32 protein-coding genes are annotated in these 26,708 nt (G+C 64.1%); 14 read left to right on the top strand and 18 right to left on the bottom strand.

The window, feature by feature from the left end; translation table 11 throughout:
• Positions 1–131 precede the first annotated feature (131 nt).
• Positions 132–812, bottom strand: a complete 681-nt coding sequence (locus ACPF9B_RS04190; protein WP_424179445.1) for a DUF3047 domain-containing protein — start codon at positions 810–812, stop codon at positions 132–134.
• Between the two features lie 186 nt (positions 813–998).
• Here ACPF9B_RS04190 and ACPF9B_RS04185 point away from each other — a divergent pair, with 186 nt between their 5' ends.
• From ACPF9B_RS04185 to ACPF9B_RS04170, 4 genes are read left to right on the top strand one after another with little or no spacing between them, the layout of a single operon-like run.
• Entirely contained in the window at positions 999–1,748 is a 750-nt protein-coding gene (locus tag ACPF9B_RS04185; protein ID WP_424179443.1) for an SDR family NAD(P)-dependent oxidoreductase, read from the top strand.
• A complete protein-coding gene (locus tag ACPF9B_RS04180; RefSeq protein WP_424179441.1) occupies positions 1,745–2,473 on the top strand; it encodes an SDR family NAD(P)-dependent oxidoreductase in 729 nt (242 codons plus the stop codon). Before ACPF9B_RS04185 ends, ACPF9B_RS04180 begins: the two co-directional genes overlap by 4 nt.
• The gene (locus ACPF9B_RS04175) at positions 2,470–3,537 is read left to right on the top strand and encodes an FAD-dependent oxidoreductase (protein ID WP_424179439.1); all 1,068 of its coding nucleotides are present in this window, start codon (positions 2,470–2,472) and stop codon (positions 3,535–3,537) included. Before ACPF9B_RS04180 ends, ACPF9B_RS04175 begins: the two co-directional genes overlap by 4 nt.
• Complete coding sequence (locus tag ACPF9B_RS04170; protein WP_007205225.1) at positions 3,534–4,283, top strand: TVP38/TMEM64 family protein; 750 nt, start codon at positions 3,534–3,536, stop codon at positions 4,281–4,283. Before ACPF9B_RS04175 ends, ACPF9B_RS04170 begins: the two co-directional genes overlap by 4 nt.
• 2 nt (positions 4,284–4,285) lie before the next feature.
• Here the strand turns inward: ACPF9B_RS04170 and ACPF9B_RS04165 are convergent, their stop codons facing one another.
• The 11 genes from ACPF9B_RS04165 to ACPF9B_RS04115 form a co-directional block, all read right to left on the bottom strand.
• A complete protein-coding gene (locus ACPF9B_RS04165; protein ID WP_424179437.1) occupies positions 4,286–5,272 on the bottom strand; it encodes an ABC transporter ATP-binding protein in 987 nt (328 codons plus the stop codon).
• A complete protein-coding gene (locus ACPF9B_RS04160) occupies positions 5,269–6,279 on the bottom strand; it encodes an ABC transporter ATP-binding protein (RefSeq protein ID WP_424179435.1) in 1,011 nt (336 codons plus the stop codon). The genes ACPF9B_RS04165 and ACPF9B_RS04160 overlap by 4 nt, the downstream gene beginning before the upstream one ends.
• Before the next feature lie 8 nt (positions 6,280–6,287).
• Positions 6,288–7,265 (bottom strand): ABC transporter permease, encoded by a 978-nt coding sequence (locus ACPF9B_RS04155; protein WP_007205228.1) that lies wholly within the window; start codon positions 7,263–7,265, stop codon positions 6,288–6,290.
• A 3-nt stretch (positions 7,266–7,268) separates the two neighbouring features.
• Positions 7,269–8,249, bottom strand: coding sequence for an ABC transporter permease (locus ACPF9B_RS04150; RefSeq protein WP_007205229.1), 981 nt, complete (start codon positions 8,247–8,249; stop codon positions 7,269–7,271).
• A gap of 78 nt (positions 8,250–8,327) precedes the next feature.
• The gene (locus tag ACPF9B_RS04145; RefSeq protein ID WP_110549011.1) at positions 8,328–9,911 is read right to left on the bottom strand and encodes an ABC transporter substrate-binding protein; all 1,584 of its coding nucleotides are present in this window, start codon (positions 9,909–9,911) and stop codon (positions 8,328–8,330) included.
• A gap of 206 nt (positions 9,912–10,117) precedes the next feature.
• The gene (locus tag ACPF9B_RS04140; RefSeq protein WP_424179432.1) at positions 10,118–10,966 is read right to left on the bottom strand and encodes an energy transducer TonB family protein; all 849 of its coding nucleotides are present in this window, start codon (positions 10,964–10,966) and stop codon (positions 10,118–10,120) included.
• Entirely contained in the window at positions 10,963–11,349 is a 387-nt protein-coding gene (locus ACPF9B_RS04135) for an ExbD/TolR family protein (RefSeq protein WP_424179430.1), read from the bottom strand. Before ACPF9B_RS04135 ends, ACPF9B_RS04140 begins: the two co-directional genes overlap by 4 nt.
• Positions 11,350–11,353: 4 nt before the next feature.
• Complete coding sequence (locus ACPF9B_RS04130) at positions 11,354–11,722, bottom strand: ExbD/TolR family protein (protein ID WP_424179428.1); 369 nt, start codon at positions 11,720–11,722, stop codon at positions 11,354–11,356.
• On the bottom strand, positions 11,715–12,338 hold the full coding sequence (locus tag ACPF9B_RS04125) for a MotA/TolQ/ExbB proton channel family protein (RefSeq protein WP_007205234.1): 624 nt from the start codon (positions 12,336–12,338) through the stop codon (positions 11,715–11,717). The genes ACPF9B_RS04130 and ACPF9B_RS04125 overlap by 8 nt, the downstream gene beginning before the upstream one ends.
• Positions 12,335–12,742 (bottom strand): hypothetical protein, encoded by a 408-nt coding sequence (locus ACPF9B_RS04120; protein ID WP_424179426.1) that lies wholly within the window; start codon positions 12,740–12,742, stop codon positions 12,335–12,337. The genes ACPF9B_RS04125 and ACPF9B_RS04120 overlap by 4 nt, the downstream gene beginning before the upstream one ends.
• The gene (locus ACPF9B_RS04115; protein ID WP_424179424.1) at positions 12,736–14,841 is read right to left on the bottom strand and encodes a TonB-dependent receptor domain-containing protein; all 2,106 of its coding nucleotides are present in this window, start codon (positions 14,839–14,841) and stop codon (positions 12,736–12,738) included. The genes ACPF9B_RS04120 and ACPF9B_RS04115 overlap by 7 nt, the downstream gene beginning before the upstream one ends.
• Before the next feature lie 214 nt (positions 14,842–15,055).
• On the opposite strand from ACPF9B_RS04115, the gene ACPF9B_RS04110 reads away from it, so the two are divergent.
• The 4 genes from ACPF9B_RS04110 to ACPF9B_RS04095 are packed head-to-tail and all read left to right on the top strand — an operon-like array spanning position 15,056 to position 18,808.
• Positions 15,056–16,096, top strand: a complete 1,041-nt coding sequence (locus tag ACPF9B_RS04110) for a hemin-degrading factor (protein WP_424179422.1) — start codon at positions 15,056–15,058, stop codon at positions 16,094–16,096.
• A complete protein-coding gene (locus ACPF9B_RS04105; protein ID WP_424179420.1) occupies positions 16,093–16,953 on the top strand; it encodes a heme/hemin ABC transporter substrate-binding protein in 861 nt (286 codons plus the stop codon). Before ACPF9B_RS04110 ends, ACPF9B_RS04105 begins: the two co-directional genes overlap by 4 nt.
• A complete protein-coding gene (locus ACPF9B_RS04100; protein ID WP_424179418.1) occupies positions 16,953–18,020 on the top strand; it encodes a FecCD family ABC transporter permease in 1,068 nt (355 codons plus the stop codon). Before ACPF9B_RS04105 ends, ACPF9B_RS04100 begins: the two co-directional genes overlap by 1 nt.
• Complete coding sequence (locus ACPF9B_RS04095) at positions 18,020–18,808, top strand: heme ABC transporter ATP-binding protein (protein WP_424179416.1); 789 nt, start codon at positions 18,020–18,022, stop codon at positions 18,806–18,808. Before ACPF9B_RS04100 ends, ACPF9B_RS04095 begins: the two co-directional genes overlap by 1 nt.
• Positions 18,809–18,816: 8 nt before the next feature.
• On the opposite strand, the gene ACPF9B_RS04090 is transcribed toward ACPF9B_RS04095, so the two are convergent.
• The 3 genes from ACPF9B_RS04090 to ACPF9B_RS04080 form a co-directional block, all read right to left on the bottom strand.
• A complete protein-coding gene (locus ACPF9B_RS04090) occupies positions 18,817–19,095 on the bottom strand; it encodes an SH3 domain-containing protein (protein ID WP_040483171.1) in 279 nt (92 codons plus the stop codon).
• Positions 19,096–19,174: 79 nt separating this feature from the next.
• Positions 19,175–19,807, bottom strand: coding sequence for an NrsF family protein (locus ACPF9B_RS04085; protein WP_424179414.1), 633 nt, complete (start codon positions 19,805–19,807; stop codon positions 19,175–19,177).
• The gene (locus ACPF9B_RS04080) at positions 19,804–20,346 is read right to left on the bottom strand and encodes a sigma-70 family RNA polymerase sigma factor (protein ID WP_424179412.1); all 543 of its coding nucleotides are present in this window, start codon (positions 20,344–20,346) and stop codon (positions 19,804–19,806) included. Before ACPF9B_RS04080 ends, ACPF9B_RS04085 begins: the two co-directional genes overlap by 4 nt.
• A gap of 183 nt (positions 20,347–20,529) precedes the next feature.
• On the opposite strand from ACPF9B_RS04080, the gene ACPF9B_RS04075 reads away from it, so the two are divergent.
• From ACPF9B_RS04075 to ACPF9B_RS04055, 5 genes are all read left to right on the top strand, one after another.
• The gene (locus tag ACPF9B_RS04075) at positions 20,530–20,841 is read left to right on the top strand and encodes a DUF2282 domain-containing protein (protein WP_424179410.1); all 312 of its coding nucleotides are present in this window, start codon (positions 20,530–20,532) and stop codon (positions 20,839–20,841) included.
• 54 nt (positions 20,842–20,895) lie between these two features.
• Positions 20,896–21,744 carry a DUF692 domain-containing protein gene (locus tag ACPF9B_RS04070; protein ID WP_424179408.1) on the top strand — a complete coding sequence of 283 codons (849 nt, stop codon included), beginning with the start codon at positions 20,896–20,898 and terminating at the stop codon, positions 21,742–21,744.
• Complete coding sequence (locus tag ACPF9B_RS04065) at positions 21,734–22,480, top strand: DNA-binding domain-containing protein (RefSeq protein ID WP_424179406.1); 747 nt, start codon at positions 21,734–21,736, stop codon at positions 22,478–22,480. Before ACPF9B_RS04070 ends, ACPF9B_RS04065 begins: the two co-directional genes overlap by 11 nt.
• Positions 22,477–22,950 carry a DoxX family protein gene (locus tag ACPF9B_RS04060; RefSeq protein WP_424179404.1) on the top strand — a complete coding sequence of 158 codons (474 nt, stop codon included), beginning with the start codon at positions 22,477–22,479 and terminating at the stop codon, positions 22,948–22,950. Before ACPF9B_RS04065 ends, ACPF9B_RS04060 begins: the two co-directional genes overlap by 4 nt.
• Positions 22,951–23,094: 144 nt before the next feature.
• Positions 23,095–23,697 (top strand): methyltransferase domain-containing protein, encoded by a 603-nt coding sequence (locus ACPF9B_RS04055; RefSeq protein ID WP_424179402.1) that lies wholly within the window; start codon positions 23,095–23,097, stop codon positions 23,695–23,697.
• Here ACPF9B_RS04055 and ACPF9B_RS04050 read toward each other — a convergent pair.
• Positions 23,694–24,539 (bottom strand): SDR family oxidoreductase, encoded by an 846-nt coding sequence (locus ACPF9B_RS04050; RefSeq protein WP_424179400.1) that lies wholly within the window; start codon positions 24,537–24,539, stop codon positions 23,694–23,696. The two genes, ACPF9B_RS04055 and ACPF9B_RS04050, sit on opposite strands and share 4 nt — an antisense overlap.
• Before the next feature lie 89 nt (positions 24,540–24,628).
• Between ACPF9B_RS04050 and ACPF9B_RS04045 the strand changes: the two genes are divergently transcribed.
• Positions 24,629–24,982 carry a winged helix-turn-helix transcriptional regulator gene (locus ACPF9B_RS04045; protein ID WP_300975826.1) on the top strand — a complete coding sequence of 118 codons (354 nt, stop codon included), beginning with the start codon at positions 24,629–24,631 and terminating at the stop codon, positions 24,980–24,982.
• A gap of 13 nt (positions 24,983–24,995) precedes the next feature.
• Here ACPF9B_RS04045 and ACPF9B_RS04040 read toward each other — a convergent pair whose 3' ends face one another.
• Entirely contained in the window at positions 24,996–26,156 is a 1,161-nt protein-coding gene (locus ACPF9B_RS04040) for an MFS transporter (protein ID WP_424179398.1), read from the bottom strand.
• Positions 26,153–26,449 (bottom strand): ArsR/SmtB family transcription factor, encoded by a 297-nt coding sequence (locus ACPF9B_RS04035; RefSeq protein WP_007205252.1) that lies wholly within the window; start codon positions 26,447–26,449, stop codon positions 26,153–26,155. The genes ACPF9B_RS04040 and ACPF9B_RS04035 overlap by 4 nt, the downstream gene beginning before the upstream one ends.
• Positions 26,450–26,708 lie beyond the last annotated feature (259 nt).

Below are 26,708 nucleotides of genomic sequence, written 5' to 3'. Positions count from 1 at the left end.
ACTGCACCACATGTTTTCGATGCGACACATATCATGCAACGGTGCCACGTCCATATCTGCGCCGCGCACAAGTCAGGATGCGGCGGTGATCTACCCCCGCTGACCGTTGCGCCATTCCTCTGGGCGGCGGATCAAAACACCTGCAAATCCGATACGCGTGCCACAACGCGGGTGCCGCTGTTTTCGCTGTTCGATGAGATCGCGACTGCGACCAGCTGTTGCAGGTCTTGGCCGAACACGCGCGGAAAATCCCGCGTCAGATCGACATCTTCGGAAAACCGCCCCGCCTGTGCAGGCCGCGTGATCAGATTGCGCAAACGGTCGGGGGCATGCGGGCTGGGCACCACAGCGCCCGCAGGCTGGCCACCGCCCCACGTATACATCAGCACCTGCGCTGCGCTGTTCAGCATCATCCGCCGGATGCTGGTGTTCGGCCCCACCCTTGCGGCGGCCTGCGCTGGCATACTGACAAAGAACATGCCCAGATTGCGGTCGTCATTGCCGATCTGTGACAGGTCGGATGGCGGCACGGAATTTTCCACCTCCCAGACCCATGTGGCGCGGGTCGCGCCGCGCAACGCCTCTGGCAGCACGCGGTACAGGATCGAGGAGGACGAATCCGCCACCACATCAACCGCCGTGCCGTGCAGGGTAAACCGGTTCGGCGTCAGGCGACGAAAGGTCAGATGATCCCATGCCGCGTCAAAAGCCACGGTATTGGCCACCGCGCGCCCCGGTGCCAACAGCACGCCGCTGGCCGCCAGACCAAGGCTGCTGACAAGCGCCTGACGCCGGGTGAACACTGCGGACATGGCACAATCCTTTCGCGGGAATGACACTGAGGTGTCTAACAGATAGGGCGGCGGCATGACAGAACTGTGCCAGCCAGACACAACTTGGTGATTTCCCGAAGGCTTTTGGTGGTATTGCTTTGCATGGCAGGGTCGGTATGCAAGCGGTGACCCAATGACAGGGCAGCACAAAGGCCACCCAGACCCATGTTGGACACCCACCTGATCCAGGATAACGACCAGCCCTTGCAGCTGCCGCCACAGGGCAGGCAGACATGGCTGGTGACAGGTGCCAGCGCGGGCATCGGGCTTGCGGTGTGCCAGATCCTGCATGCGGCGGGGCATGATGTGACAGGCTTTGGCCGCAGGCAGGCGCAGGACCTGCCCGCCGGTTTCCCCGATATCGCCTATCACACAGCCGATCTGGCCACATCGCAAGGCTGCGACCTGCTGGCAGAGCGCGCGCCGCGCAGGCTGGACCGGGCGCTGTTGAATGCGGGGCTGGGCCATTACCGCCCGCTCTGCCGCGAAACACCCCAAGCGATCAACGATGTGCTGGCGGTGAACCTGCTCGCACCGATAATGGCGGCGCATGGGCTGTTTGGCGCGCTTCAGGCGGGTCAGGGCGTGCTGGGGCTGGTTGGATCTGTCGCCTATCGCGGGGCGGCGGGCATGCCGGTCTATGCCGCCAGCAAGGCGGGGCTGGACGGGTTTGGCCGGTCGCTGCGCAGCGAATGGCAAGGCCGCGTCGATGTGCGCGTCATTCACCCCGGCCCCACCGCAACCGGCATGGCCATGCGCGCAGGGCTGACATCGCCGCTGGCGCAGCGGATGATGCTGCCGGTCGATGCGGTTGCAGCAGGGGTGATCGCCGCGATGCAGGGGCAAGGCCGGATGCGGCAGCGTATCTCGTTTGGCGCGCTCCTCCGGCACAAGATCACGAGCCGCGCGGCATGAGGGCGCTGATCACCGGCGGCAGCGACGGGCTGGGGGCCGCTGTCGTGCGGCAATTGACCCAAGCTGGCGCGCAGATCTGGATCATTGATAAATCCGCGCCGCAGACCAACCCGTCCCTGCGATTTCTGCCCTGCGATCTGGCGCAACCGGATGATATCGCCGGTCTGCCCGCCAAAGTGCAGCAGGCGGGCCCGTTCGATCTGGTCGTGATGTCCGCAGGGATCAACGCCGTCGGCCCGTTCGAGGCCATGCCGCTGGCCACGATCCGCAACCTGCATGCCATCAATTGCGCAGCCCCGATCCTGCTGGCGCAACACCTGTTGGCGCAGGATCTGATCGCAGCGGGCGGGCGGCTGATCTTTATCGCATCGGTGTCGCATTTCACCGGCTATCCGGGGGCCAGCGTCTATGCCGGGGGCAAGGATGCGCTGGTCGCTTTCGCCCGTTCATTGCGCCGCCCGCTCTGGGCCGATCAGCGGATCACGGTGCAAGTGGCCACCCCCGGCCCGATGCGCACCGCCCATGCCGCGCGCTATGCGCCACCCGGCAGCACCGGCCGTGGGCGGGCCTGCCCTGACCGTATCGCCCGCGCGATCCTGCGCAGCAAACGGCGCGCGGTGATCGTGCCGGGGGTGGCGGCACGGATGATGGCGCTTTTCGGGCGTCTGTTCCCCGTTCAGGCCACACAGGCGATGCGCAAAACATTGTACGAGCGTTTGCCATGAACCGGCTGATCCTGATCGGCGCGGGCCTTGTGCATCTGGAGGTGCTGCGCCGCCTGACAAAAACACAATTCCCCGACACCGAAATCACCCTGATCAGCAAGGACAGCCAAGCCGTCTATGCAGGCATGTTGCCCGGTGTCGTGGCGGGCCATTATGCGCCCGAACAGATGACCGTGGATACCGCCCGCCTTGCCGCTGCCGCACAGGTCGGTTTCCGGCAAGGCGCGATCAGCGGCCTTGATCTGGCCGCGTCCAAGGTCATTCTGGCTGATGGCGCAGCACTGGATTTCACCCATCTGAGCCTGAATGTCGGGGCATGGCCGCGCGACATCGGGCAGGCCAGCGCGGTGCAGAGCCTTTCGATCAAGCCTGCCCCCGCCTTTTTCGATGCTTTGCAGGCTTGGGAAAGACAGGCCGCCCCCGCAGCGCGGGTTGGTGTGATCGGCGGCGGGGCTGCGGGTGCCGAACTGGTGCTGGCGCTGGCGCATCGCTGGCGTGACAGCCGCCCTGCCCCGATCCTGATCGAACGCTCGGGCCTGCGGCTTGACCGGATTGCAGCCGCCGCGCGCAGGCCGTTGCGCCGCCATCTGGCGCGCGCGGGCATTGCCGTGCATACCCCCAACACAGCACCCGATCTGGCGCTGGCGATCAATGCGGCGGGTGCGGCACCGCCGGGCTGGCTGGCGCAGACCGGCCTTGCGCGCAATGCGCTTGGCTATCTGGCGATCGGCCCGAGCTTGCAGGTCACGGGGCAGGATCGCATCTTTGCCAGCGGCGATGTGGCCAGCATGGCCGATCATCCGCGCGCCAAGGCCGGTGTTTTCGCGGTCCGGCAAGGGCCGGTGCTGTTTGAGAACCTGCAACGCGCGCTGGCGGGGGAACCCTTGCTGGCGCATCGCCCGCAGACCGACTGGCTGAGCCTGATCGGCACCGGCCCCAAACATGCCATCGCCACGCGCAACGGGATCGCGCTGCAAGGGCGCTGGGTCTGGCGGATCAAGGATATCAACGACCGCAGCTATCTGGCGCGCTACCGCGACATTGTGGAAAAGGACAACCCATGACCACCCCAGACCCCGCCCCGCCCCGCAAAAACCGGTTGCTGCGCTTTGCGCCCGTTGCGGCGATCCTTGCAGCCCTTGGCGCGATGTATGCGGCAGGCTTGCAGGATATCTTCAACCTTGACTGGCTGGCTGCCCAGCGCGACACCCTGCGCGCGCTGATCGCAGATCATTATGCGCTGAGCCTGATCAGTTTCGCGCTGATCTATGTGCTGGCGGTGGCCACGGCGTTTCCGGCGGCATCCATGTTGACGATCAGCGGCGGGTTTTTGTTTGGCTGGCTGGTGGGCGGCAGCGTTGTGGTTATCAGCGCGACCTGTGGTGCGTCGCTGTTGTTTCTGGCGGCGCGCACTTCCTTTGGGGCGGGCCTGCGCGCGATCGCGGGGCCACGGGTGAACCGTCTGGCAGAGGCGTTCGAGAACAACGCCTTTTCCACGCTGATCGTGCTGCGGCTTGCGCCGGTCTTTCCGTTCTTTGCGATGAATATCGCGCCTGCGCTGTTTCGTGTACCGCTATCGACCTATGTGCCTGCGACGCTGATCGGCATCGCACCCGGCACCTTTGCCTTTGCCTATCTGGGGTCGGGCATCGACAGCGTGCTGGCCAGCGCCGAGGCCGCGGGCCAAAGCGTGCAGATCGGTGATCTGGTCACGCCCGAACTGACCATCGCCTTTGGTGCGCTGGCGCTGGTCGCGGCGATCCCGCCGGTGATCCGCAAACTGTATCCAAAGCGCACGCCAAAGGCGTGACGCTAGCTGATCCGCCCTTCTTGCACGGCATGACAGGCGACACCGCCCAGAACCTGCGGCACGTCACGCTTGCAGCGGTCATTGGCAAAAGGACAGCGCGGATGGAACGCACAGCCAGACGGCGGATCAATGGGCGATGGAATCTCGCCTTCGACCTGTTTGCGCCGCCGGCCCGTCATTTCGATATCGGGCACCGCATCCAGCAACATGCGGGTATAGGGGTGTTTGGGCGCATCGAACAGCGCGCCCGCCTCGGCCACTTCGGCCAGACGGCCAAGGTAGAGCACGCCGATATCATTGGCCATGTGCCGCACGACCTGCAGGTTATGCGAGATGAACACATAGGTCAGGCCAAAATCTTTTTGCAAATCCTTCATCAGGTTCAGGATCTGCGCCTGCACCGACACATCCAGCGCCGAAGTCGGTTCGTCACAGACGATGAAATCAGGGTTCGCAGCCAGCGCGCGCGCGATGGCGATCCGCTGGCGCTGGCCACCTGAAAACTGATGCGGGAATTTCACGCCGTCTTCGGGGGCAAGGCCCACAAGCGTCAGCAATTCGCCCACGCGCAACCGCTGGTCACGGTTGCTCATCGCGCGTTCGAACACGCGCAGCGGTTCGGCCACGATATCAACCACCCGCCAGCGCGGGTTCAGGCTGGCCAGAGGGTCTTGAAAGATCATCTGGAACCGGCGGCGCAAGGCCCGCGCCTTGGCCCCGTTCAACCCATCCTTAAGAGAGGTGCCATCAAACACGATATCGCCGCCGCTGGGTTTGAGCAGGCCCACAATCAGCCGCGCGATGGTGGATTTGCCCGACCCGCTTTCGCCGACCAGGGCAAAGGTTTCGCCCTGTTTGACGGTAAAGCTGACGTCATCGACGGCATTGACATAAAGCTTGCCGGTGCCTTCGATCTTGCGGTTCAGCCAGGGCTGCGACACGTCAAAACGGCGCGACAGGCCGCGGACATCCAAAAGCGTCTTGGTCATTGCGCGCTCTGCCTTTCTGCATTTGTGCCGGTGCCGTCCTGCGGCGGATATAGCCAGCAGGCCACATGGCGGCCGGGGGCGGTTTGCACGGCCTGCGGTTGGTCGATGCGGCATTTGTCCATCACATGCGGGCAGCGCGGGTTAAAGGCGCAACCGCGCGGAATGGCCGACAGGCGCGGCATTGATCCGGGGATCTGGGTCAGACGGTCAAGGTTCGCGCCCAGACGCGGGATCGCCCCCATCAGGCCGGATGAATAGGGGTGCTGCGCATCCTTGATCACGTCGCGCACGGGGCCGATTTCCGCGATACGGCCCGCATACATCACGGCTACACGGTCGGCGGTTTCAGCGATCACGCCCATGTCATGCGTGACCAGCATGATCGAGGCGCCATTTTCCGCACAAAGCCGTTTCATGACATCAATGATCTGCGCCTGCACCGAGACATCAAGCGCGGTCGTCGGTTCATCCGCGATCACCAGATCAGGCCCCGCGCAAAGTGCCAGCGCGATCACCACGCGCTGGCGCATCCCGCCAGAAAACTGGTGCGGATAATCGTCGATCCGGCGGCTGGCATCGGGGATACCCACGTCATCGAGCAGGCCAATGGCCTTTTTGCGAGCCTGCGCTTCGGACAGCGGCAGATGGGTGCGGATCGTCTCGATCAGCTGTTCGGAAATCCGGTACAGCGGGTTCAGCGATGTCAGCGGGTCCTGAAAGATCATACCGATCTTGCGGCCCCGGATCTTGCGCATCTCGGCATCGGGCAAATTGTCGATGCGGCGGCCTTGCAAGATCACCTCGCCCTGCGCGATCCGGCCGGGGCGGTCGATCAGCCCCATGATGGCAGACCCGGTCATCGACTTGCCAGCGCCGGATTCCCCCACAACGCCCAGCACTTCGCCGGGCATGATGTCGAATGAGATATCCTGCACGGCGGTCAGGATGCCGCGGCGCGTGGGAAATTCTACCGTCAGGTTGCGGACGGACAAAAGCGGTTCGGTCATAAAGCGTCCTATCGCAATTTGGGGTTCAGCGCATCGCGCAGCCAGTCACCCAACAGGTTGACCGACAGCGCCAGCGCGATCAGCGTGACGGCGGGAAAGAACAAGATCCACCATTCGCCGGAAAACAGGAATTGCTGCCCGATCCGGATCAGCGTGCCCAGGCTTGGCTGCGTCGGCGGCACACCCACGCCAAGAAATGACAAGGTCGCCTCTTCGATAATGGCCAAAGCCAGCGAAATCGTCCCGATCACAAGCACCGGTCCCAGCACATTGGGCAGCACATGGCGCAAAAGGATCAGGATCGGATGCACGCCCATGATGCGCGCGGCGGAAACGTAATCTTTCTGCCGTTCGACCATCGTGGCCCCCCGCACTGTGCGCGCAAACTGCGCCCAATTCGACAGGCCGATGGCCAGAATCAACACCCAAACCGCCATGCTTTCCTGCTGGTTGGCAGGGATCAGGCCCCGCGCAATCCCGAAGATCAGCAGCGCGATCAGGATCGCGGGAAACGACAGCTGGATATCGGTGACGCGCATGATGACAGCATCAATCGTGCCACCATTATAGCCCGCGATCAGCCCCAGCGACACACCCAGCGTCATCGCGAACAGCGTGGCAAGGATACCCACGAACAGCGACACGCGGCTGCCGTACATGATCGTGGACAGCACATCGCGGCCCTGATTATCGGCGCCCATCAGGAAATAATTGTCGGTGAATGCCCCTGTGCTGGCGGGCGGCGTGAACCCGTCCATCAGGTTCAAACTGGCGGGGTTGAACGGGTTATAGGGCGCGATCAGCGGCGCAAAGACCGCCAACAGGATCAGCGACAGGGCAACAAAAGTCGCCACAACCGTCACCGGCGATGTGCGCCAGGAATAGAAAATATCGCTATCCAGCGCGCGGGCCAGCCGCCCTTGGGCGCGGACCGGCACGATCAGATCCTCGGCGGGGATGTCTTTGACAAGTTTGCGGTTTTCCATGGTTTACTTCCCTGCCCCGCCATCAACGCGCAGGCGCGGATCGACGACGTAATACAGAATATCGACGACAAGATTGATCAGCACGAACACCAGCGCGATGAACATCAGATACGCGGCCATCACAGGCACATCCACGACCTGCACCGACACGATGAAAAGCGAGCCGACACCCGGCCATTGGAACACGGTTTCCGTCACGATGGCAAAGGCGATGACCGAGCCGAGCTGCAAGCCCGTGATCGTGATCACCGGCACCATGGTGTTTTTCAGCGCATGGCCGAAATTGATCGCACGCTGGCTTAGCCCGCGGGCCTTGGCGAAACGGATATATTCGGTGCGCAACACTTCGAGCATTTCCGCGCGCACCAGCCGCATGATCAGCGTCAACTGGAACAGCGACAGCGTGATCGCGGGCAGGATCAGCGATTTCAGCCCGCTTTCGGTCAGAAACCCCGTGCGCCACCAACCCAGATCGACGACATCACCCCGCCCGAAGGACGGCAGCCAGCCCAATTCGACCGCGAAAATATAGATCAGCCCGATCCCGATCAGGAATGTCGGCAGGCTGACACCCACCAGCGACAGCGCCATGATCCCCGCCGAAGACCATGCCTTGGGCCGCAGCGCGGTATAGACGCCAAAGATCACGCCAAAGACCAGCGCGATCGTGGCCGACACCAGCGCCAGTTCGATGGTCGCGGGCAGACGGCTGAGGATCAATTCGGTCACAGGTTGTTGCAGACGGTAGGAAATGCCGAATTCGCCCTGCATCGCATTGCCGATAAAGCGCAGGAACTGCACGATCACGCTGTCGTTCAGCCCAAGCCTTTCGCGCATGATTTCCTGATCTTCCAGCCGCGTGTCGACACCGACCATGCTGGCGATCGGATCACCCACATAGCGGAATACGACAAACGCGATCAGCGCCACAAACAGCATGACGACAACAGATTGCGCAAGCCGTCGGATGATGAAGGCCAGCATCAGGCGACCCTTTCGTGAATAAAAGAACCGCCTTGCGTCGGTAACCCGAGACAAGGCGGTTCATGGTAACGTAACGGATCAGTCTGCGAAAGTGACGCTGGTCATCAGCGGCTGGTTCTCAGGGTGAACCGGCAGGGTGATACGGTCGTTCATCGCATATGCCAAAACCTGATTGTGGATTGGCAGCAGCACGCGGTCCGCCTTGACCACCTCCCAGATTTCCGCAACCGTCGCAGCGCGGGCCTCAAGGTCGGTCTCGGTGCCCAGCGATTTGATCATCGCGTCAAGTGCGGGGTTGGAATAAAGCCCGCCGTTATAGGCACCATAGCTGCCTTCTTTCGAATGCACCAAGTCATTGAAAACATAGGCAGAATCAAAAGTAGGCACACCCCAGCCCAGCATGTAGAAATCGGTTTCGTTGGCGGTCACCAATGGCGAATGCTGTGCGACAGGGCGCGACGCCAGGGTCACGTTGATCCCGATCCGGCCCAGCATCCCGACAACGGCCTGGCTGATCGCCTCGTCGTTGACATAGCGGTTGTTGGGTGTGTCCAGCGTGACGCTGAACCCGTCGGGGTAACCTGCCTCGGCCAAGAGCGCCTTTGCACGGTCCAGATCGACGGCAGGATAGGCATCCAGCTCTGGGGTCCAGCCTGCGACGAAAGGCGGGTTGGGAATGCCGGTCGGGAACGACTGGCCGCGCATCACGACCGCCTTGATCGCATCACGGTCGATGGCCAATTCCATTGCTTCACGCACAGCGGGGTGGTTGAACGGGTTGCTATCCGTGATGTTGGACGAGGCCAAAGGTGCATCGCCGAACTTGTAGCCGAAATAGATCACACGGTTTTCTGCACCCGTTTCGACCTTGATCCCGTCGGTTCCGCTCAGGCGTTCGATATCCTGCACCGGCACGTCCTGCACGACGTCCACTTCACCCGAAAGCAGGGCTGCAACGCGGGTCGCGGCATCGGAAATCGGCAGATAGATGATCTCGGTCACTTCAGGCTTTGTTTCGGCCCAATGGTTGTCGTTCACCGTCAGCACAGAGCGCACATCGACTTCACGCGATTGCAGGATATACGGGCCGGTGCCGTTGGTGTTGCGCACGGCGAAATTGTCTTCACCTGCGGCGTAATCCTGCACTTCGACGACGTTGTTCGCCTCGGACCAATCCTTGTCCATCATAAAGGTGTTGGTCAGGTTGTTGGGATAAAGCGGCGACGGGCCGGTCATGCGGACTTCGACGGTGTAATCGTCCACGGCTGTGACTTCGGCCACATCGACATGCAACTGACGCATGTTGGATTTTTCCGACCGCGCACGGTCGAGCGAGAATACAACGTCTTCGGCGGTAAAGGCCGCGCCATCATGGAAGGTCACACCTTCGCGCAGGGTGAATACCCAAGTGTCCGGCGCACCGTCCTTGATCGCCCATGATGTCGCCAGACGTGGCGTCAACGTGCCTTCAGCGTCGCGATCCATCAGCGTTTCATAGACATGATGGGCAAAGTTGTGGGTCACGCCCTGGTTTTGCGAATGCGGGTCCAGCGTCAGCGCATCGGACGCACGCGCCCAGCGGATCGTTTCTGCCGATGCCTGCGACACGATCAATGTCGAAGACAGCAGCATCGCAGAAAGACTAAGAATTTGTCGGGTCATGTGGGGAACTCCATTACTTGTTTTCCGGGCATGCATCTTTGGTGCATGGCGTCCTGCAGCGTAAAAGAAATGATTCATCCGCCTTTTGCAATGGCCAAGACGTGGACCGCCCGACATCGGGGCGATCCGGGGCCGTGCCTTTGCAGGAGCGGCGCTATTGCACAAAACCTGTGCGCTGTGTGGATGATCTTGCCTGATCCGCCGTGTCAGGGACGCCCCAAGAATTCAAAGCTGAATGCCATCTGCGCCCCTGCGGGCGGGGCGGGAAAGGGGGCGGCGCGGCGGATATGGTCCAGCGCCAGCCGGTCCAGCGCCGCTGAGCCGGAGGATTGCGCCACGCTCAGATCGGCCAGCGCGCCCGATGCGGCAATCGCAAAGCGCACAAGCACAGAGCCCCGCGCCGGTGCGCGTTGCGCGCGCAGCCGCGTGATCTGGCGCAGTACCTGACCGGGATAGGCCGCTGCCGCCGCCTGCCCGCCCGTGCTGTCGGGGGCCGCTGCCGCCCCCGCCGCCGCGGCCTGCCCCTGCGCCTGCGCCTGCGTGCTGCCGCGCGCGGCGTCCGTGTCGGCATTGCCTGCGGGGCGCGGCGGGGCTGCGGGTTGCGCAGTTTGGGGCGCGGGTCTTGCTGTGGGTCTTGCTATGGGGCGCAGCGATGTCGCGGGCGCGGTGTCAGGCAAGGCGCTGGTTGTGTCGGGGGCGGTCTGCGGCGTGGTTTCCCGCGCAGTCACCGGGGTCGCGCCTGTGGCGACAGGGGCGCTGGCGGATGGGTCCGGCGTCACCGGCACCGCCAGATCGGCCACCGCAGATGCGGGCAGCGCAAGGCTGCGCTGTGCGGGCGCGGGTGCGACGGCGGGCTGTGCGGCGGGACTGACAGGTGACGCGCCTGCGACGAAATCCGCGAAGGCGGCGCCAATCGCGGCGATATCGGGCGTGCCGCCCCCTGCGACCTCGATGCGCTGCGGCGGCGCTGCGACAACCAGCAGGCCCGCCGCATGCAAGGCCCCCGACAGCGCCAGCGCCGCAATCGCGCCGCCACAGGCGCGCAGGCGGGTCATGGCGCAAGCCCCTGTCGGGTGACCAGCCGCACATCCTGACCGGTTTGCGCGCGCAGGGCGGCGGCAACGACGATCAGGTCGCGCGCAGGCAGATGACGGTCCGGCAGGATGCGTAAGGCCCCCGTTTGATCCGGTTGGGCCGCGACGAAATCGGTTAGTGTTGTTGCCAGACCGCGCCAGATCAGCGTGCCATCCGCGCGCAGCACCAGCGCATCGTCAGGCACCCGTGCCGCCATGCTATCGGCATCGACCAGCTGCACATCGCGGTCAAGCGGCTGGGCCACCTGCCCCGCGATCAGGAAAAACACCAGCATCAGAAAAACCACGTTGATCAGCGCGATCGTGGGTTCGGGCTTGGCGCGCGGAGATGGGGCAAGGCGCATCCGGTCACCCCCCGATCAGGCGCAGGCGAATGCCCGGCACGGTTTGGGCGGCGACCAGCACATCGACAAGCCGTTGCGCTGTCACCGCCTCGGACGGGGCGACCAGCACCAGCGCGCCATCCAGCGCGGCAATCGCATCCGGCAAAGTGGCCAAGCTTACCTCGGCCACGTTCAGCGTGATCGCATCGGCGCTGATGCGCAAAAAGGCGGGCGGCGTGCCGTCCTGCGTCGCCCCGCCGGTGGCCGCGATGAACGGCAGATCCCCGAAACGGGTAAAGGTCGATGACAGCATGAAAAACAACAACAGCAGAAAGATCACATCGATCAGCGATGTCAGCGACAGCCGCCGTTTGCGCAGCGCGGGTCTAGCCATGGGCCAGACCGGGGCGCAGCGCGCCTTCGATCAACGCCTCGGCCATGCGCCGTTCATGCGCCATCCGGCCTTCAAGCCATGACAGGATCGCGCTTAGCGGCATCGCCACGGCCAGACCCGCCGCGGTGGTCATCAAGGCCACCCAGATCCCCCCCGCCAGCACGGATGGATCCACGCTTTGCCCTGCATCCTGCATCGCGCGAAACGCCGCGATCATGCCCAGCACCGTACCAAACAGCCCCAACAGCGGCGCGGTCTGCGCCACACCATCAAGCAGGCGAAACCCGGCCTCGAGCCGCGCCAGCCGCGCCTCGGCCAAGGTATAAAGCCGGTCACGCGCGTCGCGCGCCTGCAAGGCCAGCGCCAGAACCGGCGCCAGATGCGATGGTGCGGCTTCGGCCAAGGCCAGCGCGCGGGCCTGTTGGCCTGCATCGGACGCCGCCAAGGCCGCCAGCAAGGGCGCATGCCGCCCGACGCCTGCGGTATAAAACTGCGCCAGTTTCCACAGCACCACAGCCCCCGACAGCACCGACAGCGCGATGATCAGCGCCACAACCCAGCCACCAAGGTCGATAAAGGCGGCCAGCGCATCGCGCGCCTGATAAAGATGGATCATTGCAGCACCTCGACATCGTCAACCGACCCCGTGACGCGCAACGCCTGCGCACAGGTCGCGGCGGTGGTGCTGTCGCCTGTGCAGGCAGCGACACCATTGATCAGCACCTGTGCGACATCCGTGCAGGCAACCCCCGCCACATCGAATTGCCGCACGCGGCGCGACCCCTGCGGCAGGTCTGCGAAATCGAACAGGGTCAGCGCGGCAACCCGCCCCGCCTGATCGAACAGCACCGTTTCCAGCGCCAGCGCGGTCAAGGGGGCCAGCGCGTTCTGCGCGACAAAGGTCAGCCGGCAGGCATTGTCCACAGGATCAAGCCGGTTCAGATCCACCGCGATCCCGCCGCTATCCTGTGCCGCCGCAGACCCTGCGACGGCAAGGGCAAAAAGACTGGTCCTTACCATGTCAGCGTCCGCGCAAGGCTGACCTTGAAGCTGCGCCCGCGGCCTTGGTCCAGCGACAGGTTGTTGCGGTAGTCCGTGTCGAACAGGTTTTCGACCCCCAGCTGCACATCGAACCCGTCCAGCGCGCCGCTCTCGGGCCGCCATGTCACAAACACATCCTGCGTGGTGTAGCCGTCAAAGGCAGTGTCGGTGACAACGCCGCTGGTCACGTTGCGGGTCGATGTCGTGATGTCATCGACAAAAGTACCGCGCCAGCCGAATTCCAGCCCCCGGTCGGGCAACCGCGCGCCCAAGGTCAGTGCCGCCTGATCTGCCGGTGTCGTCGACAAGGTATAGCCGAAATTACCGTCGGTGCCGCGCACGCGGGACAGGGCCAGCCGCGCGAACCAGCTTTCGGCTTCATAGCCGCCCTCGATCTCGGCGCCCTCGAAATCGGCCCGCGCCAGATTGCGGAAAAACACCGTATCGGTGGTGGGTGTCACCGTAACATAGCCGTCAATCCGGTTGCGAAACGCGGTCAGTTTCAGTTGCAGATTGTCAGCCGCCGCAAACAGGCCATCACGGTTATAGGTCAGCCCCAGTTCGATATTGGTGGCTTCTTCCTTGTCCAGATCAAGTGCTGCCGCCTTGGTCCCCGAGGTGGAATAAAGCTCGTCCAATGTCGGCAGCCGTTCGGTCCGCGCGACCGAGCCAAAGACCGACAGATCATCGGTGACGTCGTAAAGTGCCGCCAGCGTCAGCGCGGTGGCCTCATCGGTGACCGTCGCGCCGTTTGGCACGTCAGACCCCGGTTCACGTTCGGCAAAGTCGATGCGCGCGCCGGGGATGACCGTCAGCCGGTCGCCGATCACGACTTCGGATTGCGCATACAGGCCGATCTTGCGGTCGCTGCCTTCGGGGTGGAACCCAAGCGGACCGGCGCTGTCAGCCACGCGGTCCTGATAGGTTGTCTGCGCCCCGAAGGTCAGGAAATGGTTCCAGCCCGCGCCGCTGAAATCGGCGGTGTTTTCGGCCTTCAGCATCGTTGTGCTGTAGGCATAGGTCACATCGCAGAACACGTTGGCATTGGACGCTGTTGGCAGACAGGCTTGCGCCGCACCCGATGTGCTGCGCGCATTGGATTGGTCGACCGTCGTGTCGGAATAGGACAATTGCACGCGCGGATTGAACCAGCCACCACCGGCATGGTCCCATGTGACGTTGAACGTGTCATCCGTGACCGACCGGTCCACATTCCCAAAGGCGTTGGCGATCGCATCACCGCCCCCGGTTTGCGCCAGCGTCGTGTTATCGGCGTCCGACGAAAACCGTTGCGCCGACAGCCGCAGGGTCTGTGTGTCATTGATCTGGAACGTGCCTTTGAGCAGGGCAGAGGGTGCCTCGAACCCGCTGCCGGTCACCGCAGCACCTGCACCAGTTTCAAAGTCGTCGGACCGGCGATAGCCCAGCGCAGCAAGGAATTCAGCCCCTTCGGCGGGGCGCGCGGCATAGATCACCGAGCCAAGCTGGCCGTTGCCATTGCTCTCATAGCCGTATTTCAGCCGCAGCGCGCCAGTGCCGCCATCGGGAATGAAATCGCCTGCATCCTTGGTTTCAAAACTGACCACACCGCCAATCGCACCCGAGCCATAAAGCGTCGCCGACCCCGGCCCGCGCAACACCTCGACCCGGCGGTAAAGTTCGGGGTCCGAAAAGAACGACCCCATGCGATATTGTTCATAGAATTTCGGCACGCCATCGACGTTGACGATGATCCGCGCTTCTGATGCGGATTGTTCGGTCGCCCCGATACCGCGGATGTTGAACGCGAACCCAAATGGCCGGTCCGATCCAGCGGTCTGTACGCCCGGCACGTTGCGCAGGATCTGGCCCACGTTCGCCGCCTGTTCACGGTCGATATCGTCCTGATCCAGCACACTGACCGCCTGGGGTGTGTCGATGGCCACCTTTTGCTGGCCGGCGCCAAAGATCAGCCGCCCCAGAAAGGTGCTGCTGTCCAGTTGCGTCTGTTGGGCGCTGGCCATGCCTGCGGCAAGGATCGCTGTCGTTGTAAAAAGGCAGGCCAGGCCCAGCCTGCGGGGGCGCATGCGTAGCGTCATATCCGATTCTCCATCCGGTTTTAAGGTTTCGGCTGGCTATACGGCTGGCATGCATCAAGGTGTCTTGACCCCCGACGAGCGGCGTTCTAGTTATTCCGACACAAACAGTCAAGTACTGCGCCTGATCTTCCAGCCATGCCCTTTGCGGCAACGCCAGATCCGGGACCTCGCGCGTCAACGCCCGCCAAAAGCAGGCCCAACGGAGGTCAACCTCATGATTCTATCCCCCGACCGCGTAGCGGCGATTGCGACCGCCCGCGCCGACAAACCCAAAATGCGCGAACGCGATCTGGCCAATGTGCTGAACATCCGCGAGGCCGAGATTCTGGCCGCCGAGCTTGGCCATGGCGTGCGCCGGATCGCGGCAGACCCTGACAGGCTGTTGGCGCGCATCCCGGCGCTTGGCGATGTGATGGCGCTGACGCGCAACGATTTTTGCGTACATGAACGGCGTGGGCAATATCGTGACTATCGCGCTGGCGCGCATGCCGGCATGGTGCTGGGGCCGGATATCGACCTGCGCATTTTCCCCAGCCACTGGGTTCATGGTTTCGCGGTGGAACGCAGCGGGCCGGATGGCACAAGGCGCAGCTTGCAGGTGTTCGATGCCGCGGGCGATGCAGTTCACAAGATCTATCTGCAACCAGAGTCAGACCTTGCGGCCTATGACGCGCTGGTCGCCGATCTGGCCGTGGCCGATGACGCGCCTTTCGATCTTGCCCCGCGCGCCTTGCCAGAGCCTATCCGCGTGAACGAAGCCAAGTTTGACGAATTGCGCAGCGCCTGGCCAAAGATGACCGATACCCACCAGTTCCTTGCCATGACCAGCCGGTTGAAATTCGACCGTCTGGGGGCCTATCTGTCGATCGGGGCGCCTTGGGCGGTGCCGCTGCCGGTCAATGCGGTCGAACAGGCGCTGCGGCAGGCCGGCGCGCAGGCTGTGCCGATCATGGTCTTTGTCGGCAATCGCGGCTGCATCCAGATCCATTCGGGGCCTGTCGCACGGCTGGAACCGATGGGGCCGTGGTTCAACGTGCTGGACCCATATTTCAACCTGCATCTGCGCGCAGACAAGGTGGCGCAGGTCTGGTTGGTGCGCAAACCCACAAAACGCGGCGATGCGATCTCGGTCGAGGCGTTTGACAGGGACGGTCACCTGATCCTACAGATTTTCGGCAAACGCGCCGAGGCCGCGACCGATACAGGTGCTTGGGATGCGATCGCCACAGGCTTGGCTGCCGAGGTGATGGCATGATCCGCCAGATTGCAGCGGGCCTTGTGGTGGCGGTGGCGCTTGCCCCCGCAGCCTTTGCCGACACCCCGTCGCGCGTGATCGCGGCGGGCGGGTCTGTCGCGGAAATCATCCATGCTTTGGGGGCCGGTGACCGCCTGATCGCGCGCGATACCACGTCAACCTTTCCCCCCGCGCTCGAAGCCTTGCCCGATATCGGCTATGTCCGCGCGCTGTCGTCGGAAAACCTGATCGCGATGGCCCCCGACATTGTGATCGCCGAACATGACGCTGGCCCGCCCGAAGTGCTGGATGTGTTGCAGCGGTCGGGCATCGCGCTGGTGATGGCGCCACAAGCGCTCGACCCTGACGGTGTCGCCGCCAAGATCGACGCAGTGGCCACGGCGCTGAACCTGCCAGACGCTGGTGCCGCCCTGCAAGCCCGCGTGGCGGCACAGCTTGAACAGGCACGGATCGCAGGCGATGCTTTGCCCCGTTCCCCGCGGGTGATGTTTATCCTGTCGATGCAGGGCGGCCGGTTGCTGGTCGGCGGCGCAGGCACCTCTGCCGAGGCGATGATCCTGCTGGCCGGTGGCACCAATGCGGTGACTGCGCTGGACGGCTACAAGCCCCTGACCGACGAGGCCGCGATTGCCGCCGATCCCGATCTGATCCTGATGATGGACCGGGGCGGTGATCATGCCGTGGTCCTGGCCGATATCATCGCCCATCCGGCGCTGCGCCTGACCCGCGCGGCCATTGACCAGCGGATTGTCAGCATGGACGGGCTCTATCTGCTGGGCTTTGGCCCGCGCACCGGCGCTGCGGCGCTGGAGCTGAACACCCATCTGCGCCGCCTGACCGACGAGGTCAAAGGCTGATGGTCGCCCTTGCCGATACCCCCGTGCTGGCGGGCGACAGGTCGATCCGCGCGCGGCGCGTGGCCTTTGGGTTGGCGGGGCTTTTGCTGCTGACCAGCCTGCTAAGCCTGTCGCATGGCGCATCGGGCGTGCGGCTGGATCTTGTGCTGCAAAGCTGGCTGGTGGGACATGATGTTCCCGCGCGCGACTGGCTGATCTTGTGGGAAATCCGGCTGCCACGGATGCTGACCGGCGTGCTGGTCGGGGCATCGCTGGCCGTGGGGGGTGCGGTGATGCAGGGGCTGTTTCGCAACCCTTTGGCCGATCCGGGGCTGGTCGGGGTTGGCGCGGGGGCCGGTCTGGGTGCGGTGCTGGCCATCGTGCTGGGCGGACAGGCCCCAGCCTGGGTCGCGGCTTGGCTGGGCTGGAACATGGTGCCGGTTGCGGCCTTTATGGGGGGGTGGCTGTCCACCATGGTGCTTTACCGCGTCTCGACCCGCGCGGGGCGGACATCTACCGCGACGATGCTGCTGGCGGGGATCGCGCTTGGCGCGCTGGCGGGGGCGGCAACGGGGATTCTGGTCTATGTCGCCGATGATCGGCAATTGCGCGATCTGACCTTTTGGGGTCTGGGATCGCTGGGCGGGGCATCCTGGCCCAAGATCGCGGCGGCAGGCCCTGTGATGCTGCTTGCGCTGCTGGCCGCACCCTTTCTGGCGCGCGGGCTGAACGGGCTGTCGCTGGGCGAGGCTGCGGCCCATCACATCGGGCTGCCGGTACAAAGGGTCAAACATGTGGCCATCCTGACGGTCGCTGCTGCCACGGGGGCCGCTGTCGCGGTATCGGGCGGCATCGGGTTTATCGGGATCGTGGTGCCGCATCTGCTGCGGCTGGCGACGGGGCCGGACCACCGCTATCTGCTGGTGAATGCCGCCCTTTTAGGGGCGACGCTGTTGTTGCTGGCCGATCTGATCGCGCGCAGCATCATCGCCCCCGCCGAATTGCCCATCGGCATTGTCACGGCGGTGATCGGCGCGCCGGTGTTTCTCTGGATCCTGTTGCGCCGCCGTGGATTGGTGGATTTGTGATGCTGACCATTCGTTCCTTGCATGCGTCTTTGGGGCGCACCGCCGTGCTGCACGGGATCACCGCCAGTGCCGCCCCCGGCCGGATCGTCGCGGTGATCGGGCCGAACGGGTCTGGCAAAACCACGCTGTTGCGCGCCATTTCCGGCGATGTCGCCTATGATGGGCGGATCGCGCTGGACGGGGCCGATCTGGCCGATCTCAAACCATGGGAATTGGCGGCGCGGCGCGGCGTGCTGCCACAGGCCGCAACGCTGGCCTTTCCGTTCACCGTGGCCGAGGTCGTGCGCCTTGGGCTGACGTCGGGTACGCAGGCTGACCGGTCAGACCTGATCGGGCGCGCCTTGGCCGAGGTTGATCTGACCGGCTTTTCCGGGCGGTATTATCAGGAATTGTCAGGTGGTCAGCAGGCGCGGGTGCAACTGGCCCGCGTGCGCGCGCAGGTCTGGGACCCTGTCGTCGCGGGCCGCCCGCGCTGGCTGTTTCTGGACGAACCGGTGGCGGCACTGGATATCGCGCATCAGATCGGCGTGATGCGGGTGCTGCGCCGCTTTGCCGATGCCGGTGGCGGGGTAGTGATCGTGCTGCATGATCTGAACCTTGCCGCGATGGTGGCCGATGATGTCTGGCTGATCCATGACGGCCTGCTGTTGGATGCCGGATCGCCCGCGCGCGTCATCGGCGGGTCTGCCCTGGCCGAGGCTTATGGCTGCCCCATCGTGGCCAATCGGTTGCCCGGGCCGCAGGCGACCTTTGTGTTGCCGCATGGGCTATGGGCGGCGGCAGGATAAATTATGCGCTAACGCTCTGTCAGGTAATCGGCCGAGACATAGCCCGTCACCCCCGGCGCATCGGCCAGCGTCACGCGGCACCAGCGCTGCCCCAGTTCGGTCACGCAATCCTGCCGCGTCAAGGCGGTGCCATCGGGCAGGCCCATGATGACATTGAACTCCAGCCCCGGCCCCGCCCGCAGTTTCAGCAGATCGTCAGGCCCCGCCCCGCTGACAAAAACATTGCCGCCGGTGCATCCGGCGATCAGGGTCAGGGCGATGACGGCAAGGGCGCTTGTGCGGGGCATGATCTGACCTTTATTGCGGGCGGTTGGCCTGTTTATGGCACCCGCATCTGCAGGGGTGAACCCCCAAAAACCCACGTGCTTACCAGCGCAGCACCCTTGGGCCACAAATGGCACCGGCCAGCGCGACCGACAGGATCGCCGCCCCATAGGCGGGCAGCACGAAAAGCGCGGCATCCTGATCGCAATAAAACGCATAGATGGCGGCCGACGCCCCGCCTGCCGCCAGCCCCGCCACCGCCCCCGCCAGCCGTGGGCGCAGCACCGCCCCCGTTGAAAGCGACCACAGGATCGCCGCAAGAAACGGCAGGCCAAGCGCCGGCACGCTGGTCAGGCAGACCCAGAGGCTCGATATCGACAAAGCCTCGACCAGCCCTGACAGCCCGCCGCGCTGCAAATGAAAAACAAAGGTTGCGACCAACACTGCCGCAAAGACCGCAAGCACCGCCCAGCGCCTGCCCGCCACCTCCACCGGATGGGCCAAGGCGATAGCAACGGCACCGGCCAGACCGGCCAGCAGCACAGGCAGGATCATTTTCAGCACGGCCAACGACGCAAGCGCCGCCCCAAGGTCCGGGCGCACCCCCCAAAAGGCGACAAAAGCCGCCACGCAGACCGCCAGCGCCACGGGCAGCGACCAAACAAGCCGCTGCGCGATGCCCGGTTGCGGCAATGTATCGGCGGCAAGCGCCGCGATCAGGTCGTCGGTGTTCATTCGATCATCCTTTCACGCAAGCGCGCCAGCGTCCGCAACGCGCGGTGCAAAGCCACGCGTACCGCCCCTTCGGTCATGCCCAGACGCGCCGCCGTATCCGCCGTGGTTTCACCGCGCAGACCAAAGCCGCGCACAATATCGGCGGCACGCGGATCAAGCGCGCCCAAAAGCTTTTCCATATCGCGCCCATCCAGCGGGTCAGGCCCCTGGGGTGCTGCCAGCGCATCTGCAAAATCGTCAATCGCCAGCTCGATGCGCCGTCCACGGGCGCGGAATGCATCCACCACCTTGTGCCGCGCGATGGCATAAAGCCAGGGGCGCAGCGGCGCGTCCTGCCGCCATGTATGGCGTTTGGTGTGGATCGCCAGCAGCACATCCTGCAAGACATCCTCGCAGCTGTCCTGCCCCAGCCCGCCGCCCCGCGCCTGCACGACGCGGCGCAAAACAGGCGTGATCGCCTGCAACAATTGGCGGTAGGCCGCCGTATCGCCGCCATTCGCTGCGCGCATCAGGTCATCCCAAGGGTCAATTATGTCCAAGTTCTGATCCCTGTTCGTCCCGTGTCGGGCAAATGTTACAGCTACAACACCCGACTTGCCCAGAAACAAATGCGCTCGCCTTCAGCGGTTCACATGGGCGTGACCTGCGTAACACAAAGGCGCGGTGGCACGACCTGCTTTGCGGGACTGCACTGACGCAGCCCGCCACTAGGAGTGACCTTCATGACGACCAAAACGCTTTCGCTTACTCTTGCCGCTTCGCTCGCTTCTGCGCTGACCCTGTCCGCCGGGCAGATGCATGCACAAGAGGCCACGATGGAAAAATGTTTCGGCATTTCGCTGGCTGGTGCCAATGATTGCGCCGCCGGTCCCGGCACCACCTGCGCCGGCACATCCACCGTCGATTACCAGGGCAACGCCTGGACGCTGGTAGCCACCGGCACCTGCGCCGACATCGCACTGCCTGCCATGGCCGACGGCTCCGCGCGCATGGGCTCGCTGGAAGAACTGGACCGCGATCTGCCCCCTGCATGATCTGACATCAAGGGGCGGGGGTATCCCCCGCCCTCTATTCAAAAGGATTTTGCCATGCCCGCACTTCCCCGCACGACCGGTCTGGGTTTCAAGCCACAGCATTTCACCGATATGATGGCCACCGACACCATCGGGTTCATCGAGGTCCATGCCGAGAATTACATGGGCGATGGCGGCGCGCCGCACGCGATGCTGGCAGCTTTGCACGAGTGCCATGCCCTGTCGATCCACGGGGTCGGCCTGTCGATCGGCAGCGCGGGCGGGCTGGACCGCGACCACCTTGCGCGGCTGCGCAGATTGATTGACCGCTACCACCCCGAAAGCTTTTCCGAACATCTGGCCTGGTCCAGCCATGGGGCGGCCTGGCTGAATGATCTTTTGCCCCTGCCCTATACGCCCGAGACATTGGCCACGATCTGCGCCCATGTCGATCAGGTGCAAGATACCTTGGGCCGCCGGATGCTGCTGGAAAATCCAGCGACCTATGTGACCTTCGCCAGCTCCACCCTGTCGGAAACCGATTTCCTGACCGAACTGGTCCAGCGCACGGGCTGTGGGCTGCTGTTGGATGTCAACAATGTCTTTGTTTCTGCCACCAACCACCGGTTCGATGCCCGTGCCTATCTGGCCGATTTCCCGCTGTTTGCTGTGGGTGAAATCCATCTGGCGGGGCATGATACCGAAGATTTGCCATCCGGTCCGCTGCTGATCGACAGCCATGGCGCGCCGGTGGCGGACCCTGTCTGGGCGCTCTACGCTGAGGTGCTGGCGCGTACCGGCCCCTTGCCCACGCTGATCGAATGGGACACTGACGTGCCGGATTTCGCCACCCTGCTGGCCGAGGCTGCCCGCGCAAACGCCATCCTGCGTGATGTGCAAAGGCCGCAGACCGATGCAGCCTGACAGCCACGCCGCCCAGCAACAGGCGTTTGAAGCCGCGCTTTGGCAGCAAGACCCGCCCGCAGGGCTGTGCGCGCCCGTGATGGCAGAGGTCGCACAGCGGTTTGCCGTTTACCGCAACAATGTGCAGCACAGCCTGACCCGCGCGCTGGCGGGGCGGTTTGCCGTCGTCGAACAATTGGTCGGCCCCACCTTTTTTACCGCCATGGCGCGGGTCCATATCGCGCAAGACCCGCCGCAAAGCCCGGTTTTGCTGGGCTGGGGCGCGACATTCGCGGATTTTCTGGATGGTTTCGCCCCGGTGGCGCATCTGCCGTTTCTGGGCGATGTGGCGCGGCTGGAATATGCGCGCGGGCTGGCCTATCACGCCGCCGACGCCATGCCGGTCGCAGCCGATGCGCTGGCCGTGGACGACCCCGCAACGCTGCGGCTGGGTCTGCACCCGTCGGTGCAGCTGTTCACATCACCGCACCCGGCGCTGCAAATCTGGCAAGCGCATCAGACAGGTGCCACGCGCGCCCCGCTGCGTGCCGGACCCGACCATGCGCTGATCGCGCGCGCGCCCGATTTCAGCATCGTGACGGCCCCGCTGGACGAAGACACATATGCCGTGCTGCGCGCCTTGGTGGCTGGCGACAGGCTGGGTGACGCTGCAACCCATGCCGAACCCACCACCGCCCTGACGCTGCTTTTGCGCCACGGGCTGATCACCACGATAGATACAGGAGTTTCCCCATGACCCCCACCATAGAGTTGCGCAACCGGATCGGGCAGATCAACAGGCTTGCCGATCATCTGCCCCACGATGTCGTGGCCTTTGCCGCGCGGCTTTTTCCGGCGATCGTGTTCTGGCAATCGGCGCGCACCAAGGTTGATGGGTTCACGATCAAGGATTCCACTTATTTCTTGTTCGAACAGGTCTATGCCTTGCCGGTCATCCCACCCGCAACCGCCGCCCAGCTTGCGACATTGGCCGAACATCTGCTGCCGGTCCTGCTGGTGCTTGGCCTGTTTGCGCGATTTTCCGCGCTGGGGCTGCTGGTCATGACAGCCGTGATACAAACCTTCGTGTTTCCAGAGGCTTGGGTCACCCATGGGCTTTGGGCCACGGCGCTGCTGGTGGTACTGGCGCAAGGGCCGGGGCGGGTGTCGCTGGATCACCTGCTGGGGCTGGATCATGGCGGCGCGCGGCACAAACGGCTGCCCTGAGGTCAAAGCCGCACCATGCCCCAGGGGATTGACAGACAAGGGCAGATAGCACCTACGCTTGCAGCTGGACAACGGTCAGGGCGGGCGGCGGAAAATGGCGATTTGGCAAAATAGTGCAGATCAGGCAAGGCCGCGCGCCGCGCCATGACCAGTTATCTGCACGAAGACCGCCTGCAGGCCGTGCTGGCCGCGATCAGCGCCAGCGGCGCGCGGCGCGTACTGGATCTGGGCTGCGGCGATGGCGATCTGTTCGTGCGGCTGGCCACGATGCCCGCGCTTGACGATCTGGTCGGGATCGACATCTGCGCCGCCTCGCTTGACCGGCTGCGCGCGCGATTGGCGCGGATCACCGTGACCGCAGGCAAGGTCGATGTGCGCCACGGGTCGATGACCGACCCCGCACGCGATCTTGCAGGCTATGATTGCGCGGTGCTGCTGGAAACCATCGAACATATCGACCCCGATCAATTGTCGCGGCTGGAACGCGCGCTGTTCACCGTGCTGCGTGCAAGCACGATTATCATCACGACCCCCAATGCCGAATTCAATCCGCTGTTGGGCGTGCCGGCACACCGGATGCGCCACCCCGACCACCGTTTCGAATGGGACCGCGCGCGGTTTCGCACATGGTGCGCACGCGCGGCCAAGACGACGGGCTATGCCGCCGTCTTTCATGATATAGCGGGCACGCATCCCACCTTGGGCGGTGCCAGCCAGATGGCAGTTTTCACCCTGCCTGCGGGCTAGGCAAGGGCTGCGCGCACCGCTTCCGCCAGCGGCGTGGTCGGACGGCCCAGCAACTGGCGCAGGGTGCCGGAATTGTCGGCCAGCCAACCTTCGCCCGCCTGCTGGTCCACATCGACCAGCACAGCGGCGAAACCGGCAGGCAGGCCAAAGCTTTCCAGAATGCCCTGATACACATCGGCGGGCAGATCGTTGTAGGGAATGTCCTTGCCGGTCTGGCGCGACACTTCAGCGGCGATATCAGCCAACGTGATGGCCGTATCGCCCCCCAGTTCATAGACCTGCCCCGCATGGGCATCGTCCGCCGCGACCACCGCCAGCGCCTGCGCGTAATCGGCGCGGGTTGCGGGGGTAAAGCGCGCATCGCCCGCAGCCCCGATCATCGCACCGGCGCTGATTGCTCCGGCAAGGCTGCTGGTCCAGTTTTCGGTATACCAGCCATTGCGCAGGATCGTAGCCGTCAGGCCCGCGTCATTGATCGCGGCTTCGGTGGCGCGGTGATCAAAGGCGATCAACATTGGCGAGCGGTCGGCCTGCTGGATCGAGGTATAGACGATCCGGCCCACCCCTGCCGCCTTGGCCGCCATGATGACATTGCGGTGCTGGCCGACGCGGTCGTTGAAATCGCTGGATGAAATCAGAACCAGCACATCGACGCCCTGCAATGCGGGGGCCATGGTCGGTGGCGCGGTATAGTCAAAGGCGCGGGCCGCAACGCCAAGATCCGCCGCCTTGGCCGGATCGCGCACAAGCGCAATGATTTGGGCAGGATCGGTTAGGGTCTTGAGATGGGCAATGGCCAAACGGCCCAGTTGGCCGGTGGCACCGGTGATGGCAATGGTCATGAAACGCTCCGTTCGTTGATGTTGACGAGGCACAGATAACGCTATACGCACGAAACGGAAGTACACACATTTTTGTAAGTATGAAAAAGATGGCGCATGATCTGATCCCCGATGTTCTGAACGACCGCTGCCCGTCGCGCGCGGTGCTGAACCACGTGACCAGCCGCTGGGGCGTGCTGATCCTGATCGCCTTGCAGGACGGCACTTTGCGGTTCAGCGCGCTGCGCCGTCGGATCGGTGGGGTGTCTGAGCGGATGCTGGCGCAATCTTTGCGCCTGCTGGAGGATGACGGCTTTGTCCGCCGCACGGCGCACCCCGTGGTGCCGCCGCATGTGGATTACGATCTGACGCCACTGGGCTATGAGGTCGCGGCAAAGGTGCATGCCCTGGCTAGCCTGATCGAAGGCAATCTGGGCCAGATCATCGCCCAGCGCAAAACCTAGTCTGATCCGGCGGTCAGCTGCGTTTGAGGATCAACAGCGCCAATAAGGCCGCCATCCCGATCCCCGCCGTCAGCCAGACCGCGTTGACGCCCCAGCCGGTCAGTGCCGCGCCAAAGATCAGCGGTGCCGCCGCCTGACTGATCCGCGCGGGCGCGTTCAGCCAGCCCAGCCGCTGGCCGTACCCTGCCGGACCGAACAGCGACAAAGGCAGCGTGCCTTTGGCGATGGTCATGATCCCGTTGCCCGCCCCGTGCAACAGCGCAAAGACATAGGCCGCAGGCCCGCCAAAGCCGATCAGCGCGACCGCCGCCACCGGATGCGCCGCCGCCGCCAGCCGGGTCGAAACCAGCGGATGAAACCGCTGCAACAGGCCGAATTCCAGCACCCGCGCCGCGACCTGCGCAGGCCCGATCAGCGCGCCTGCCGCGATGGCGACAGCTGTGCTGGCCCCCGCCGCCTGCAACAGCCCCGGCAGATGCGCGGCCATGGCGGTGGCGTTGAACCATGCCGCGGCAAAGACAAAGGCCAGCAGCCACAGCGCGCGGCGCGATGGCGGCGGGCCGACAGGCTCGGGGGTAGCGGGTTTGGGCAAAGCCTCGTTGCCGCGCGGCAGCCATGCGTTCAGCGGCAATGCCACCAGCAGATGGATCAGCGCCCAGCCCAGACAGGCCTCGCGCCAGCCCCATGTCGCCAGCATGATCCCCGACAAGGGCCACCCCAATGTGCTGGCAAAGCCCGCGATCAACGTGATGCCGGTGATCGGGCCACGCGCATCTTTGCCATAAATGCCTGCCAGCGTGGCGAACCCGGCCTCGTACAGTCCGATCCCCATGCCAAAGCCCACGACGGCCCAGCCAAGATAGAGCACCGCCGGCACCGGTGCCGCCGCCAGCAGGCACAGCCCCAGCGCAAAGACGATATTCGACAGCATCAGCACCCCGCGCCCGCCGAACCCGTCGATTCGCGCGCCCGCCCAAGGCCCGACGATGGCCGACACCACCAGCGCCATCGAAAACGCGCCGAACACCCAGACCGACGACAGCCCGAAACTGTCCGCCATCGGGACCGCCAGCACCGCGGGGATATAATAGCTTGACGCCCAGCCAACGGTCTGGGACGTGCCAAGGGCTGCAATGGTCAGGCCCCGCTTGCTGGCCGACAGTCTGGCGATCACGGGCCAACCCCTGTGCAACAATGTGATGTCAGAAACCCGACCAGCCGGTGCATGGCATCGAAATCGGCTCGATTGAACACCTCGCGCCCTTGCTTGTCCTGCACCACCAGCCCTGCATCCACCAAGGCCGACAGATGATGTGCCAAAGTCGACGGCGCAATCCCCAGATGATCGCCAATCTCGCCCACGCGCAGCCCGTCATGCCCCGCTTTCACCAGCAGGCGAAAGATCGACAGGCGAGCGTCATGGCCAAGGGCAGCCAGCGCACGGGCATGGAGATTCGTGTCGGACATGCAGGCAAAATAACTATAAAATTAGTTTTATAAAGATATATTTCCCGATGACAGCGCCCGCTATTACCGGGCCGCGAAAGGGATGTCGCGCTGTGCGCTCAATAAAGCGGTTTGGGTTTGTGCCATTGCTGCATCGTCTGTCGGGTAGCGATCAGACGACTATCGACCACTGGGCAAAGATGGCCAATGCAAGGCAGCGAAAGTACAAGGGACATCAATTGCGCCGCAAAAATGTTGCAAGAAACATGTCGCGCCGCAG

Source organism: Yoonia sp. TsM2_T14_4 (genome assembly GCF_049602355.1).
Taxonomy (GTDB): domain Bacteria; phylum Pseudomonadota; class Alphaproteobacteria; order Rhodobacterales; family Rhodobacteraceae; genus Yoonia; species Yoonia vestfoldensis_A.
The sequence above is the reverse complement of the archived record's forward strand: the minus strand, read 5'-3'. Positions and strand labels throughout refer to the sequence as shown.